The sequence below is a fragment of the Bacillus sp. FSL H8-0534 genome, from assembly GCF_038005885.1.
GTDB classification, from domain to species: domain Bacteria; phylum Bacillota; class Bacilli; order Bacillales; family Bacillaceae_G; genus Bacillus_A; species Bacillus_A pseudomycoides.
The window spans coordinates 3171638-3187576 of record NZ_JBBOUC010000001.1 but is presented as its reverse complement, the minus strand read 5'-3'; the positions used below and the strand labels follow the sequence as shown (position 1 = coordinate 3187576).

At 34.2% G+C, this 15939-nt stretch carries 12 protein-coding genes and 1 pseudogene; 7 read left to right on the top strand and 6 right to left on the bottom strand.

The genetic code is table 11. The features are described 5' to 3' along the window. The first annotated feature begins 6 nt into the window (after positions 1–6). From MHH71_RS16360 to MHH71_RS16340, 5 genes are all read left to right on the top strand, one after another. Positions 7–357: a DUF2304 domain-containing protein gene (locus tag MHH71_RS16360; protein ID WP_033796605.1), complete on the top strand. Its 351-nt coding sequence runs from the start codon at positions 7–9 to the stop codon at positions 355–357. 185 nt (positions 358–542) lie between these two features. Further along, entirely contained in the window at positions 543–1814 is a 1272-nt protein-coding gene (locus tag MHH71_RS16355) for a glycosyltransferase family 39 protein (protein ID WP_003202507.1), read from the top strand. A gap of 189 nt (positions 1815–2003) precedes the next feature. Further along, entirely contained in the window at positions 2004–3251 is a 1248-nt protein-coding gene (locus tag MHH71_RS16350; RefSeq protein ID WP_033799273.1) for a glycosyltransferase family 39 protein, read from the top strand. Positions 3252–3461: 210 nt separating this feature from the next. Continuing rightward, on the top strand, positions 3462–4916 hold the full coding sequence (locus MHH71_RS16345) for an oligosaccharide flippase family protein (RefSeq protein WP_006096737.1): 1455 nt from the start codon (positions 3462–3464) through the stop codon (positions 4914–4916). Between the two features lie 74 nt (positions 4917–4990). Then, positions 4991–5812 (top strand): glycosyltransferase family 2 protein, encoded by an 822-nt coding sequence (locus MHH71_RS16340; protein WP_033799274.1) that lies wholly within the window; start codon positions 4991–4993, stop codon positions 5810–5812. A 55-nt stretch (positions 5813–5867) separates the two neighbouring features. Here the strand turns inward: MHH71_RS16340 and MHH71_RS16335 are convergent, their stop codons facing one another. Together MHH71_RS16335 and MHH71_RS16330 are read right to left on the bottom strand one after the other, a co-directional pair. Continuing rightward, positions 5868–6803, bottom strand: coding sequence for an NAD(P)H-binding protein (locus tag MHH71_RS16335; RefSeq protein WP_033799275.1), 936 nt, complete (start codon positions 6801–6803; stop codon positions 5868–5870). Positions 6804–6857: 54 nt separating this feature from the next. Next, entirely contained in the window at positions 6858–7430 is a 573-nt protein-coding gene (locus MHH71_RS16330; protein WP_006096740.1) for a TetR/AcrR family transcriptional regulator, read from the bottom strand. A 129-nt stretch (positions 7431–7559) separates the two neighbouring features. Here MHH71_RS16330 and MHH71_RS16325 point away from each other — a divergent pair, with 129 nt between their 5' ends. Beyond that, positions 7560–9152 (top strand): ABC-F family ATP-binding cassette domain-containing protein, encoded by a 1593-nt coding sequence (locus MHH71_RS16325; protein WP_003202496.1) that lies wholly within the window; start codon positions 7560–7562, stop codon positions 9150–9152. Positions 9153–9206: 54 nt separating this feature from the next. Here MHH71_RS16325 and MHH71_RS16320 read toward each other — a convergent pair whose 3' ends face one another. Beyond that, the gene (locus MHH71_RS16320) at positions 9207–10082 is read right to left on the bottom strand and encodes a TetR/AcrR family transcriptional regulator (protein WP_033799276.1); all 876 of its coding nucleotides are present in this window, start codon (positions 10080–10082) and stop codon (positions 9207–9209) included. Positions 10083–10382: 300 nt separating this feature from the next. Between MHH71_RS16320 and MHH71_RS16315 the strand changes: the two genes are divergently transcribed. Then, positions 10383–13493, top strand: a complete 3111-nt coding sequence (locus tag MHH71_RS16315) for an efflux RND transporter permease subunit (RefSeq protein ID WP_033799277.1) — start codon at positions 10383–10385, stop codon at positions 13491–13493. Between the two features lie 25 nt (positions 13494–13518). Here MHH71_RS16315 and msrB read toward each other — a convergent pair whose 3' ends face one another. The 3 genes and pseudogenes from msrB to MHH71_RS16305 form a co-directional block, all read right to left on the bottom strand. Next, positions 13519–13971 (bottom strand): peptide-methionine (R)-S-oxide reductase MsrB, encoded by a 453-nt coding sequence (gene msrB / locus MHH71_RS30610; RefSeq protein WP_371388579.1) that lies wholly within the window; start codon positions 13969–13971, stop codon positions 13519–13521. 45 nt (positions 13972–14016) lie between these two features. Then, positions 14017–14484, bottom strand: a pseudogene (msrA, locus tag MHH71_RS30605) (peptide-methionine (S)-S-oxide reductase MsrA); the annotation flags it as partial. A 96-nt stretch (positions 14485–14580) separates the two neighbouring features. Beyond that, positions 14581–15615, bottom strand: a complete 1035-nt coding sequence (locus MHH71_RS16305; RefSeq protein WP_003202488.1) for an AI-2E family transporter — start codon at positions 15613–15615, stop codon at positions 14581–14583. Positions 15616–15939: the final 324 nt, after the last annotated feature.

The window sequence follows — 15939 nt, the reverse complement described above, 5'->3', positions numbered from 1 at the left end:
TCATAAATGCCAATAATTACCTTTTCGTTCATCTTCATTATCTTACTGTTTTTAATTATTATTAACTCCATTCGTAAAGGAGCCCTAGAAACAAAATACTCAATTCTATGGATTTTCGTTTGTATATCCATGGCTATCTTAAGTTCTACTGATAGAATTATAAATTGGATTGGGAAACTACTGAAAGTAGAATATCCACCATCTATTTTATTCTTGTTCGGCTTGTTATTTTGCTTTATCTTAATTTTTGATTTGACTCGAAAATTATCTAAACAACATCACCAGCTTGTGACATTAACACAAGAATATGCATTATTAAAACAAAAGCTAGCAAAAGCAAAAGAGCAAGCAGAATAAAAACTAAATACAAATTTCAAATTGATTTTCTCCTCTTATTTTATAAGTGGAGAAATTCTTTCTTTACTGGCAACAGCTAACCGGTTCTTTATTCTTTTTAAAATCTATTTATTTGAAGTTAAATTCATTCTTTTAAATGCATATTTTATTACAAAATAACAACCAATTTAAAGTGAGGTGTCCCCATGCTATCCAATAAAGTATATAAAGCGATGAAAAGTCCACTTTTATATATTTTAATCATTGCATTTCTAATGCATATGTACTTTTTATTAAAACACCCTGGATCTGTTTTCAATGAACCTGAAGTGTTTGGAAAACCTGTTTCGACTTACGGTTCTCTTGACGCCTCTAAATATTCAAATATGGCTTGGCAATTATTACATGACGGAATATATGGTTATGCCGATACAAAATCGAATGCTTTCGTAACTCCCGGTCAACCGTTGTATTTAGCTGGATTATTCCAAATTTCTGAATGGCTGCACATTGATCATATTACTTTATCACGTATTACGAATATGGCTTTGAATTTAGGGATAATTTCCATCATTTATGCTATCTCACAATTACTCTTTAAAAATATATTCATATCGTCATTAGCAAGTATGTTATACACAACATACTTTTCTGCTTATCATCTTTTTAGAACATTACTAACAGAAATACCATCTGTATTTTTCTTTATGTTATCTATACTTATTTTTCTGCTACTATTGCAGCAAAATAAATTTCGCCTACATGTTTTATTTGGGATTATTGCTTCTATCACATTAATGTTTCGACCTACACCCGGACCATTATTACTTCTCGCATGGGGCATGATGGTTTATAAGCATGGACTAAAAGAAGCTATTAAAATTGGGTTTATTTGGTGCATCGGTCCTGTTCTAATTATGGTCCCTTGGGTTATTCGAAACTTTATGGTGTTCGGAAAAGCCTATTTATTTTCTTCCCATGCAGGTGACCCTTTACTATCTGGTGCAAATCCGTTTTACTTATGGGATGAAAATAATATGACACAAGACATGATAAATGCAGGTTATCCTGACACATCAGAAGGTAAAGGTGATTATGCCAAACATTTAATTAAAGATGGCCTTACAAATCAATTCCCTATCTGGTTTTCATGGTTTACTATAGGAAAAACCATTTACTTGTTTAATGAAGCACACGCCTTAAATTTTTATACAAGTTATTTTAAACCTTGGATTATAAAATTCTTTGACTATCAACATCTCTTTGTTGTATTAACGGGATTAAGTTGCTTCCTTGCATATAGAAAAAACAAACAAATCTTGCTTTTATCTATTGTTGTACTCGTCTATATTGCACTTTCAAATATGTTTTTAGTTATGTCTAGATACGGATTTTTTATTATTCCTTGTATCTGTATATTAAGTGCCTTTTTCACTATTCAATTTTTCTCCTCTCTCTACAAAAAAGCAATACGATAGATTCTAAGATTGAATGTATAAAATATTGATTGTACAAAAGCGCTCTTTCACCAAAAGAGCTCTTTTCATAAATATATCAAAAAGATAAAAGTGGTTATACTACATAAAATAAACTATAATATAAGCTTGATAACATTCAATTCCTAAATAATGGTAATATATTGCTACATAAAAAGAAGGGGGACTATTATGTTGGGGCTTTTTAAAAAATTACCTAAGTCACTATATATCATTTTAACTTTATCTCTAATAATACATATTATTTGCCTAGTAAAACAACCCGGTGTAGATGCAGAACTAATCAAAAAAACGTATGGTGCCAATGATGCATATAACTATACATTATCAGCTCAGCAATTATTAGAACATGGCGTATTTGGATATGTATATATGGAACCAAGCGATCCACCTCAAAAAAATGCTTATGTAACACCTGGACAGCCTTTATTATTAACTGGGGCACTGATCATATCAAAAATAACATCTATACCATACTACTATGTTGGTACTGGTTTTAATACTATTTTTGATTTACTAACAATTCTCCTCTTATATTTAATTGGAAAAGAGTTGTTTGAACGGAAATCATATGGCCTTATCGCAAGCGGCCTATATGCTAGTTACTTTAGTATGTACCACTATTTCCGTACGTTACTGACTGAACCACCTTCTATGTTTTTATTATGTTTCTCAGTCTATGTATTTGTTCTAGCATGGAAGTATAACAAGGTGAAATTTCATGTTTGGTTTGGTATTGTAGTATCGATTTTACTAATGTTCCGACCAAATCCCGCACCTATGCTACTAATTCCAATGATTGTCGTTATCTATTCGTATGGAATAAAAGAATCAATAAAAATTGGCTTGCTTTGGTGTATTGGCCCTATCTTTATTATTGGAGCATGGGTATTCCGAAACTTCCTAGCTTTAAACCAATTTGTTTTATTCTCTACTCAAGGAGGAGATCCTCTCATAGCAGGAGCTGATCCATTTAATAAAACAGGCTATATCAATATCGTTAACGATATGAATGCCGCTGGATATACAGATAAATCAGAGTATGCAAAACATTTAATAAAGCAAGGCTTTTCTACTGACTTTACTTATTGGTTCTCCTGGTTTACTGTTGGTAAAACAATTGAATTATTTATACGACCATCTTGGGTAGGTAATTACTCCTTCTCTCTATTCGTAAAAAAATATCATCAACTGTTAATGGCTTTTACTGCTCTAAGTTCTTTCTGCTTTATGCTCAATTCCTTTAAGCACAAACGATTTATGATGTTAGTAAGCAGTGTGATCGTATACGTAGCATCTACAAATATATTCCTTGCTATAGACCGCTACGGATATTTCATAATACCACTGATATGTCTAATTGCCTCCTATGGTATTGTACGTATCATACAGGCACTTTCTAATTTAAAATATAGATAAAGCAAATGCCCCAAGTTTATTTGGGGCATTATTTATATCTCTTCCGAATCAACCAATGGTTGCTTTACAAAGTTTATGTGAGGTAAACTTATACCCGTAGTTATTAACTACAAATAATAATTGATTCATTAAGGAATCTATTCCAATAACTAATATGATTCACATGAAAGGTGCTTTATTTGACTTTCATTTGTATGGAAAGGTGAAATTATGCAAAAGTCACTTGTATCAAATATTTTCTATAAACTATTGCTCAATACCTTTAATATTATTCTCCCAATTTTAGTAGGACCTTACGCCTATCGAACACTCGGGGCTCCTTCAATAGGAGCAGTTAGCTCCGCTGAAACCATTTTTAATTATTTTTTCATTTTTGCTGTATTTGGCGTATACCAATATGGATTACGTGAAATTAGCTTAGTAAAAAATGATAAGAAAAAAGTTTCACAATTGTTCACAAGCCTATATGTAATTAACTTTACAACAAGTATCCTAGCTCTAGTGGCATTCGTACTCTTTAGTTATCTTGGATACGGCGATAAAAATTTATTTCCTGTACTGCTCATTTTCGGATTCAATTTTATTTCAAATTTGTTTTACGTAGAATGGTTTAATGAGGCGCATGAAAATTATGATTTCATTACGAAGAAAACGGTTATTGTCCGGCTTACTTATGTCGTGCTTCTTTTCACTTTAATTCATGGAGTGGATGATTATAAAAAATTCGCTGGTTTATTAGTCTTATCAACATTTTTAAACCATATCATTAGCTTTATATATGTGAAGCGTCAAGTTAAATTTGATTTTTCTAATTTAACAATTGTCCCGCATTTACAGCCCTTAGTATTAGTTGTTATCTTTTCAAACGCAAATATGTTATATACACAATTAGATCGCCTCTTCATATTAGAGGTTAATGGAGAAGCTACTGTCGCTTTCTATGTAATGGCCTTCCAGATTATGACTATTATTAACACACTTATGTTAAGTGTTGTCCAAGTTACAATTCCAAGGCTTTCTTATTTATCAGGAAACGCAGCTGAAAGAGAATATGAATCATTACTAAACAAAATTTCAAAAGTATATTTCATTACGTTGTTCCCAGCTGCTATTGGTTTAATGCTTATCGCTCACGGAGCTGTTATTATTTATGGCGGAAAGCAATATGCCGGAGCTGGTGACACATTAATGGTTTTCGCATTTTATATGATTTCGGTAGGAATTGAATCTATTTTATCCAACCAAATTATTTATGTGAAAAAGAAAGAAAGTATTTTAGTTCGCTTTTTATTCATTTGTGGCTTTATAAACCTTGTATTAAATTTTGCGCTTGTATTCTTCCATGTACTTACACCAACAACAGCAATTATTACAACAACGATTGCTAACTGTACATTGATTGTATTGGAATATATTTATATAAAAAAGAAATTAAAAGTAAATTACACATTATTCGATATGCAAAAGCTAAAATACCTGTTTTATTCACTAACATTTTTACCAATAGCATTCTTAGTGAATACGATAATTTCCGGACAAATTCTACAAGTTATCGTCACAATGTTAGCATGTGGATTGGCTTATGCACTTATCCTATTCATAGCGAAAGATGAAATTCTCTTTATGCTGTTAGACAAAATAAAAGCAAGATTTAAAAGAGCTTAATGTAAAATGACGTAAGAAATACAAACTATTTTCTGTATATGAACAAATGAACCCTCTTGAAGGAGCTGTTACAATTGAAATTTTCTTTAATCATGGCCACTTGCGGCAGACGTGATGACATTCTTGATTTGCTAAACTCATTAGAAAAACAAACTTATAAAAACTTTGAGCTCATTGTAGTTGACCAAAACGATACACCAATTTCTGATCTCTTTGCAGATTATAAAGAAAAATTTTCCATCAACTATATTTATACGCCTATTAAAGGATTATCCCGTGCCCGTAATGCAGGATTAAAAGTAGCTGATGGTGATATTATCGCATTTCCGGATGATGACTGTATTTATGAAACAAACGTGTTGGAAAGCATCCTAGAAACATTTAATAAAGATAAGGATATTCAATTTATATCAACAAATACTACAAATGTTGAAGGAACAGGCTCATTAGTGCATGCACCAGAAACAGATATTATTTTAAATGATAAATATGGATTCATGGGACCGTCTTTCACACTATTCTTTACGAAACAATTTGTGCAAGATGTTGGTACATTTGATGAAGACTTAGGTGTTGGATCAGGAACAATTTACGGAGCTGGTGAAGAAACTGACTTCGTACTACGCGGTATGAAAAATGGATATACAGGACTATTTAAAAAAGACCTATTCGTATACCATCCAGTAAAAGAAGAAGTCATTAATGAGCAATCATTAAAAAGAGCCATTTCCTATGCCGGTGGTTTCGGAAGAGTAATTCGTTTACATTATGGCTTCCCATACTTTTTACGTGCGGTTGCAGCCGCTACATTCCGTATGACGCAAAATATTTCGAATAATAAACGCAAATTCCATGCAAATCGTTTAAAAGGAATCGTTCGAGGTTATTTTAAATAGAAGAAAAAAGAAGAGCAGTCGTTCAATATTAGAACAGTTCGCTCTTCTTTTTTATCTAATTTCTCCCCTCCAAAAACAAAATAGTCTCCTTTAGTCCCTCACGGTAAGATGTCTTTGGTACTTCACCAATATAACTCTCATACTTTTCTCCACTCAATACAACCGGTTCTTCTGTCAAATACAACATTTCTACAAACTCTTTCATTTGTTTATCAAATAAGCCAAGCATTCCAATCATACGTTTTTTTACAGTCATTATAGGCTTCTTATATCCAGTTAATTCTCTTATATACCCAATCATCTCTTCCCCTGTAATCACACCAGAACCCGGTATGTTCCAGTTTTGCCCATATGCACTATCACGTAATGCTAATTCAACAATCGCCTTAGCTCCATCCGGCGTAAAAATATATTCCCTAGCAAGCTTCTTATCCCCGACAAAGCTAGATATTTTATTTGCAAGAACACCTTGTAACGTATGATGAACAAGCGTACTTTCTGCATTTGGCCCATAAAAATCTGGAAAATGAGCAGTAAGTACCGGTACACCAGCCTGTTTTGCCATCAATTCAAGCTGTAAACGAATTTTCCCCTTCTTTGTATGTGGATTCTTTACAGCCTCTTCCGTTACCTTCCCTCGTTCTTGTCTTCCATACGCATAAATATTATCTACCATCGCTAATTTAGCACCGTGATGTTTCGTCGTTTCTAATATATTTTTTAGTAACTCTGGCTGTTTTATCTCCCAATCTGTATACGGAATATTTACAGCATGAAAGATCACATCTACATCTTTAGCAGCTCCCATTATATCTGCTTGCTTAAATACATTTCCCGCTATTATTTGTATTCTTTCCTCATCGTAAAACAGCTTTTCTAGCTTCGCCCTATTTCTCGCAAAAGCAATTACATCAATCCCTCTCCCGCACAATTCCTTTGTAATTGCATATCCCATTGCTCCAGATGCTCCCAATACTAACGCCTTTTTCATCTTAATCCCCCTTTTAATTAACCACTGTTCAATTAATTGCAAAAAGAAAATCACTTACATAAGAAGCGATTTTGCAATAAAATTCACATGTGCTTTAGCTAAATCTTGTACATCTTCAAACGTTTGAACATTTCTACAATAATGCGATACAAACCCATGTAATGATAAAAAAACAGACCATATAGTCATTATGCTTACCTTTCCATTACATAAGGAAGATATAACATTAGCGAACTTATCATAACTAGCATTTGGCTCATCTGCTAGACATTCTTTTAATTCTTCATCTTTAATCAAAAACATAATTTCATAATGACTTTGATTTCGTAGACCAAATTCAATAAAACCTAATAACACTGCTTTTAATTGTTCTTCTCGCTGTAAATTTTGAGCAATCGTTTCATCTAGCCTTTGATCCAATAATTGAAAATCTTGTTCAACCATCGCATAAAAAAGCTCTGCTTTATTTTTAAAATGATAATAGATTGATCCATGACTATATCCTAATTCTGCTGCGATTTTACGCATTGAAGTATGCTGATACCCTTGTTTTATAAATAAATCCCTTGCTGCATTCATAATCATTTCTCTTGTTAATTCTTGTTTAACTGCTCTTCTTGGCGACATTTCTCATACCTCACAATTTAATTAACCACCGTTCAATTACATTATATTCTTTTTCCAAAAAAAAGCAATCCTATTTTTGAAAAAATATACATTTTGAAAGGATAGCATTATATCCGAGAATTTAGTATCATGATTCAAGGTACTATTTTGAAATGGACGGAGGACATTATGAGCTTATTAACAGTTGAAAATTTAGGTCATACATTTGGTGATCGTACACTATTTAAAGACGTATCAATGCGCTTATTAGCAGGAGAACATGTTGGTTTAGTTGGTGCAAACGGCGTTGGTAAATCAACATTTATGAATATTATTACTGGACAACTTATCCATGATGAAGGACGCGTAGAATGGACACCTGGTACACATTACGGATATTTAGACCAACATACAATATTAACACCGGGCAGAACGATCCGTGACGTATTAACAGATGCGTTCTTACCTTTATTTGAGAAAGAAAAAGAACTCAATATCGTTACTGAGAAAATGGGAACAGCTACGCCGGAAGAATTAGAAGAACTTCTTGATCAAATGGCAGAGATTCAAGATGCACTTGAAGCAGGTGGTTTCTATTTATTAGATATTAAAATTGAAGAAGCTGCACGTGGTCTTGGAATTGATGCAATTGGATTAGACCGTGATGTTTCTGCATTAAGTGGTGGGCAGCGTACAAAAGTATTACTTGCAAAGCTATTACTGGAACAACCAGAAGTACTATTACTTGATGAGCCGACCAACTATTTAGATGTTGAACATATTCAATGGTTAACAAATTACCTAAAAGAATATCCACATGCGTTCCTTTTAATTTCCCATGATACGGAATTTATGAACAAATGTGTTGATGTTATTTTCCATCTAGAATTCTCAAAAATGACGCGTTACACAGCGACATATGAAAAATTCCTAGAGCTAGCTGAAATCAATAAAAATCAACATTTAAACGCTTATCAAAAGCAGCAAGAATTCATTAAAAAACAAGAAGATTTTATCGCAAAAAACAAAGCTCGTTATTCTACAACAGGTCGTGCAAAGAGTCGTCAGAAACAACTAGATCGCATGGAGCGTATTGATCGCCCAGAAACAGCAATTAAACCAGAATTCTCTTTCAAAGAATGTCGCGCAAGCAGTCGCTTTGTCTTTGAAGGTGAAGATGTAGAAATTGGATACACACATGCATTATTACCAAAATTAACGATGACAATTGAGCGTGGAGAAAAAATCGCGATTGTTGGATGTAATGGTGTTGGTAAATCAACATTATTAAAAACAATCCTAGGTAAAATTAAACCATTAAGCGGGAAAACAAGCCTTGGTGATTTCTTAGAACCTGCATACTTCGAACAAGAGGTAAAAGCTGAGAATTTAACGCCCATCGATGATGTATGGAATACATTCCCAAGTCTAGATCAGCACCAAGTTCGGGCAATGTTAGCACGATGTGGTTTGAAAAACGAGCATATTTCTCGTCCATTAAGCCAATTAAGCGGTGGAGAGCAAGCGAAAGTCCGTCTATGTAAATTAATGGGTGAAGAAAGCAACTGGATCCTGTTTGATGAGCCAACAAATCACCTTGATGTTACAGCTAAAGAAGAATTAAAAAAAGCTTTAAAAGCATATAAAGGAACAATCCTTCTTGTATGTCACGAACCAGATTTCTATGAGGATTGGATTACAAAAGTTTGGAACGTAGAAGAATGGGCACAATCTAATAACTAATAAAAAAGGGGATCTATTATGATCCCCTTTTTATTATGGATGAACAAATCCATCCTATATAACTTTTATATGATAATACCCAGCTAATCTCAACCGAAAATCCTTCAAATCATCGTAAGCTTTTAAATTAGCGAGCATCCCTTGAATAACTGGAACTCTTGGATTTAGCAACCTCATTTCAGCTTCGAGAACATCTAAAGTAACTAACAACTCATCATTTTCTAATTGATCTGCTAATGTACGTTTGAACATAACAATTTCCTGTAAAAAATGCTCTTTTGCCTGCTCTTTAATAAGCTCTGAACTACAAAAGAATTGTCCCAGCTTTTCTTCATGTAAAACAGGCGTATCCTTAGATTGTACAAGACCTGCTACAAGATCATCCACCCTCTTTAAAATAAATGATGAAACATGAAATAAATCTATTTCAGCTACATTTAAAATGATTAACTCTAAATAACCCCTGCATACCCCTTCTACCATAATAACAAGATCTAAAAGATATGGAGTAACCTGTCCACCATAAATTGATAATAAACTATTTCGATAAAATGCATGTGACTCGAGCTTCATTCTCATCATAAATGCTTCTACTTCTTTATTAAAAGGAATTGCATTTTCTCTCGCGTGCATAATAATGAATTCCTTATGTTTTTGTACATCATTAAATTGACAATGTAGTTGTTTTTCAAACTTTTCACGTGGCAGCAATGATTCTCCATCAATAGCCATCATCTTTTTATGGATTTTGTCATAATAATATCGGAGTGTCGCTAATAACAATTCATCTTTCGATTTAAAATATAGATAAAATGCTCCTTTTGATATACCGCATGCTGTTACAATCTCTTGTACCGACGTTGCGTTCACACCTTTAGTTGCAAATAACTTCATTGCCATTTCTATAATTAAACGTTCTTTTTCTTTCATATTTTCTCTCCTAATTCGATCTCGCATCATAAAATTTCACCTTAACTTTATCCCGCATTAACAGGCAGTCCCTCCACCTCTAGGTTCAGAGAGAAACGAGGAAGATAGATAGAGGATAAATGCCTGTAAAAGCCCAATTGGTAAGGACTAACTATCAATGAGGGATGAAGAACCCTCCCCACTGATGGAAGTTTCCCTTTATTATACCATTCCTTTTCATTGACGACTGACCAATCAGTCAGTTATATTATGTATTAGACTGACCGATTGGTCAATACACGTTAAAAAGGGAGCGCAAACATGAACAAAATCATTAACTTTTCTTTAAAAAATAAGTTCGCAGTTTGGCTACTAACCATTATTGTTACCATTGCAGGGATTTACTCCGGCCTTAATATGAAGCTAGAAACAATTCCTGACATTACAACGCCAGTTGTAACGGTAACAACGGTTTATCCTGGTGCTACACCAGCAGAAGTAGCTGATAAGGTATCGAAACCGATGGAAGAACAGCTGCAGAATTTAAATGGCGTGAACGTTGTAAGTTCTTCCTCTTATCAAAATGCTTCGTCTATTCAAGTAGAATATAACTTTGATAAGAATATGGAAAAAGCTGAAACTGAAATTAAAGAAGCACTTGCAAATGTAAAATTACCAGAAGGCGTGAAAGATCCAAAAGTTTCTCGAGTAAACTTTAATGCCTTTCCTGTTATTTCATTAAGCGTAGCAAGTAAAGATGAATCTTTAGCTGCCTTAACTGAAAAGGTTGAGAAAAATATTGTTCCAGGACTAAAAGGGCTCGATGGCGTTGCATCTGTTCAAATTGCTGGACAACAAGTAGATGAAGTGCAACTCGTCTTTAAAAAAGATAAGATGCAAGAATTGGGTTTAAGTGAAGATACTATTAAAAATATCATTAAAGGTTCTGATGTATCTTTACCACTTGGTCTCTATACTTTTAAAGATACGGAGAAATCAGTTGTTGTAGATGGTAATATTACAACAATCAAAGCTTTAAAAGAAATGAAGATTCCTGCCGTCCCTTCAGCAGCAAGTGGTCAAGGCAAACCAGGAGCAGGAGCTCAAGCGCCACAGATGAATCCAGCTGCAGCTAACGGAATTCCCACTGTTACATTAGAAGAAATTGCTGATATTAAAGAAGTAGGAAAAGCCGAATCTATTTCGCGTACAAATGGAAAAGAAGCAATCGGTATCCAAATCGTAAAAGCTGCTGATGCAAATACAGTTGATGTCGTAAATGCGGTCAAAGACAAAGTGAAGGACTTTGAGAAAAAATATAAAGACTTAGAAATCATCTCAACATTTGACCAAGGTGCACCGATTGAGAAATCAGTTGATACTATGCTTAGCAAAGCAATATTTGGTGCCATCTTTGCTATTGTTATTATTATGTTGTTCTTACGAAACATTCGAACAACATTGATTTCTGTTGTCTCTATACCACTTTCTTTATTAATTGCTGTTTTAGTATTAAAACAGATGGATATTACACTTAACATGATGACGCTTGGAGCGATGACCGTTGCCATTGGGCGCGTTGTCGATGATTCGATCGTTGTTATTGAAAATATTTACCGACGCATGTCCTTATCAGACGAAAAATTAAAAGGTAGAGACTTAATTCGTGAAGCGACAAAAGAGATGTTTGTTCCGATTATGTCTTCAACAATTGTAACAATTGCAGTCTTTTTACCTCTTGGACTTGTAAAAGGTATGATTGGTGAAATGTTCTTACCGTTCGCTTTAACAATTGTCTTTGCCTTGTTAGCTTCATTACTTGTAGCAGTTACAATTGTACCGATGTTAGCACACTCTTTATTTAAAAAGGAAAGTACAAGAGAAAAACAAGTACATCATGAAGAAAAACCAAGTAAATTAGCAAATGGCTATAAACGCCTGCTTGGATGGGCATTAAACCATAAAATCATTACATCTAGCCTTGCTGTTCTTTTATTAGTAGGTAGCCTTGCACTTGTACCAATTATCGGTGTAAGTTTCTTACCATCTGAAGAAGAGAAAATGATTATTGCAACGTATAACCCTGCACCAGGGCAAACTTTAGAAGATGTTGAAAAAATTACAACAAAAGCTGAAAAACACTTCCAAGATAAAAAAGATGTAAAAACAATTCAGTTCTCATTAGGTGGAGAAAACCCAATGAGTCCAGGTAAAACAAATCAAGCTATGTTCTTCGTTCAGTATGATAATGACACAAAGAACTTCGACAAAGAGAAAGAACAAGTTATTAAAGACTTACAAAAGATGACAGGAAAAGGTGAATGGAAAAGCCAAGACTTCGGAGCAAGTGGCGGTAGCAATGAAATCAAGCTGTACGTATACGGAGATAGCTCAGAAGACATCAAACCTGTTGTTAAAGATATTCAGGACATCATGAAAAAGAATAAAGATTTAAAAGATGTTGACTCTAGTATTGCAAAAACATACGCAGAATACACATTAGTCGCTGATCAAGAAAAATTAAGTAAGATGGGGCTAACCGCTGCCCAAATTGGAATGGGACTTTCTAACCAACATGATCGCCCTGTCCTTACTACAATCAAAAAAGACGGTAAAGATGTTAACGTATATGTAGAAGCAGAAAAACATGATTATCAAACAATTGATGATTTAACAAATCGTAAAATTACAACACCACTTGGCAACGAGGTTGCTGTTAAAGATGTTATGACTGTAAAAGAAGGTGAAACTTCCAATACAGTAACACATCGTGATGGTCGCGTTTATGCAGAAGTAAGTGCAAAATTAACATCTGATGATGTTTCTAAAGCATCTGCTGCTGTCCAGAAAGAAGTAGATAAAATGGATCTTCCTTCTGGTGTAGATGTTTCTATGGGTGGTGTTACAAAAGATATTCAAGAATCATTTAAACAACTTGGCCTAGCAATGTTAGCTGCGATTGCCATTGTATACTTCGTTCTTGTCGTTACATTCGGCGGTGCACTTGCACCACTCGCAATCTTATTCTCGCTACCATTTACAATCATTGGTGCCCTTGTTGCCTTATTGATTTCTGGTGAAACGTTAAGCGTATCGGCAATGATTGGTGCCCTTATGTTAATCGGTATCGTTGTAACGAATGCAATTGTTCTCATCGACCGTGTTATTCATAAGGAGCGCGAGGGGCTATCAACACGCGAAGCATTGTTAGAAGCTGGCGCAACACGCTTACGCCCAATTCTAATGACTGCAATCGCAACAATTGGTGCCCTTATCCCGCTTGCACTAGGATTCGAAGGAAGTGGATTAATTTCTAAAGGTCTTGGAGTAACGGTAATTGGTGGGTTAACAAGTTCAACATTACTAACACTTCTTATCGTTCCAATTGTTTATGAGGTACTCAGTAAGTTTAAAAAGAAAACAGTAGAATAAAGAAATAGCCTCGCAATATGCGAGGCTATTTTTTATTTCCGAACAAGATTAAAAAATCTCCATAGCCTTCTTTCTCCAATTCCTCTTTCGGAATAAACCGAAGCGCCGCTGAATTAATGCAGTAACGAAGACCATTCGGACCTGGCCCATCTGGGAACACATGCCCAAGGTGAGAATCGCCTTCTTTACTTCTTACTTCCGTACGCGTCATATTGTGACTAACATCCATTTTCTCTTTTACACTAGCGGACATCACTGGTTTTGTAAAACTCGGCCAACCGCATCCACTATCGAATTTATCTAAAGAAGTAAATAGTGGTTCACCGGAAACAATGTCTACGTAAATTCCTTCCTCTTTATGATTCCAATATTCGTTTTGGAACGGAGGCTCTGTACCATTTTCTTGTGTTACATAAAATTGCATATCTGTTAATCGCTCTTTTAAATGCGCATTATCTTTCGGCCAGTGCTTTTTAATAAACGCATCGCGTCCTGATCCTTGGCGATATAATTCATAGCGAAATGCATTTTTCTTATGATATCCTTGATGATACTCTTCAGCTGGATAAAATGTAGTAGCAGGGAGTATTTTTGTAGCAATTGGTTTCGAAAACCAACCGCTCTCAGCAAGTGCCAATTTTGAAGCTTCTGCTTGTTCAAGTTGTTCTTCACTATGATAAAAAATTACAGTTTCATAAGATTGTCCACGATCATGAAATTGACCTCCAATATCTGTTGGATCAATTTGCCTCCAATAAATGTCTAATAATTTTTCATATGGCATTTTATTTGCATCGAATGTAATTTGTACCGCTTCATAATGCCCTGTTGTTTCAGAACAAACTTCTTTATAAGTCGGGTTCTCTTTATACCCACCCGTATAACCTGAAATAACCTGTATAATACCTTCCATCTCTTCAAATGGTGAAACCATACACCAGAAACACCCTCCTGCAAACGTTGCAATTTCTACCTTTTCATTTATAGCCATTTATTTCACCCCAATTATTTAATTCTTCTTACAGTATGGCATAAGAAGTTAGAAGTTATAAAAGAAAAAGCACCGGCGTCCGATGCTTTTTTTACTCTATTTTTTAGCAGAATCTTTTTCTATCTCATCGCTCGTCACATCTAACACATCTAATAGGAACACAAAAATTGGTATACCAATAATAAGCCCCCACACACCTAAAAAGTGTTCAGAGAAAGTTAATACCATAAATGTATAAAAAATCGGTAAATTCGTTTTTTGTGACATGAATTTTGGATTTAACACATAACTTTCAAGTGCATGAATAACAGCAACAATTATTAAAATATAAACTACATACGTAATGCTACCAATATTATAAGCAATCATACAAAGCGGAACGAGCGAAATGATTACACCAGCTACTGGAATTAAGCCGAGTAAAAAGATCATTAACGCTAAACCAAGCAATTGTGGGAATCCTAAAATCCATAGCGCAATAACAGATAAAACGCAATTAACAATAGCAATTAAAAACTGCGCTTCAATTACTTTTCCAAAAGAACGTGCGAATTTCTTTCCGAAATATTCAATTTCATTATAAAAAACGGCAAGTCTGCTCTCTTTAAATTTCGCGGTAAAAGCGACAATACGTGCCTTCTCAAGTAAGAAGAATAAACTTAAAATAAGAGAAAGGAAAAATTGCAGCCCAAACTTCCCAACATTGGCGATGGATTTATAAAGAATGTCCACACCTTGCCCAATATATTTGGAAAGCTCCATATGGTTAATGGCATTAATTGCTGCCTTTATAATTTCATTATCTGGTGGATTTTTAAAGAATACATTAAACTGGTAGATTAATTGTGAGATTTGCACCGTTAGTACTGGCAGATACTTAACTAACGTAACAGTGATTCCACCAACTAACATCACATATAATAACGATATAATAATTTTTCGATTAATCGGCATAAAATGATCGAGTTTTCGAGAAATAAACTTTTGGAATCGATCCATTAAATACGTAAGAATGAACGTAATTAAAATTAAATTAAACATACTTTGTAGCCCATATAATATAAGAGCCAACAAGAGCAGTACAAGTAATCTTTGGAATCCTTTGCTTTGAAACAGGCTTTTCATTTGCATAATCGACGAGTGATCTCTCCTGTCCTATAAAGTGAGACTTTAATAAGTGGGATTTTCTTTATCTCCCCCACAAATCGAGTGCTTATGGACTCTCCTACCTATCTTCTTTGCTTTCGCTAGATTTAAGAACAAGATACATTAGCTACTTTCTATTTTACAATACAATAGTCCTTTTCAGAACGTATTATCCAAAGTATTAATGAAGATTTAAGGAAAATCTCATTTATTTTTATATAAAATAGGTCTTACCACTACTGTAACACAAAAAGCAAGCTATCAGTAGAAATCTGTCCTACGAATAGCTTGCTTTTATATTTTTCACAA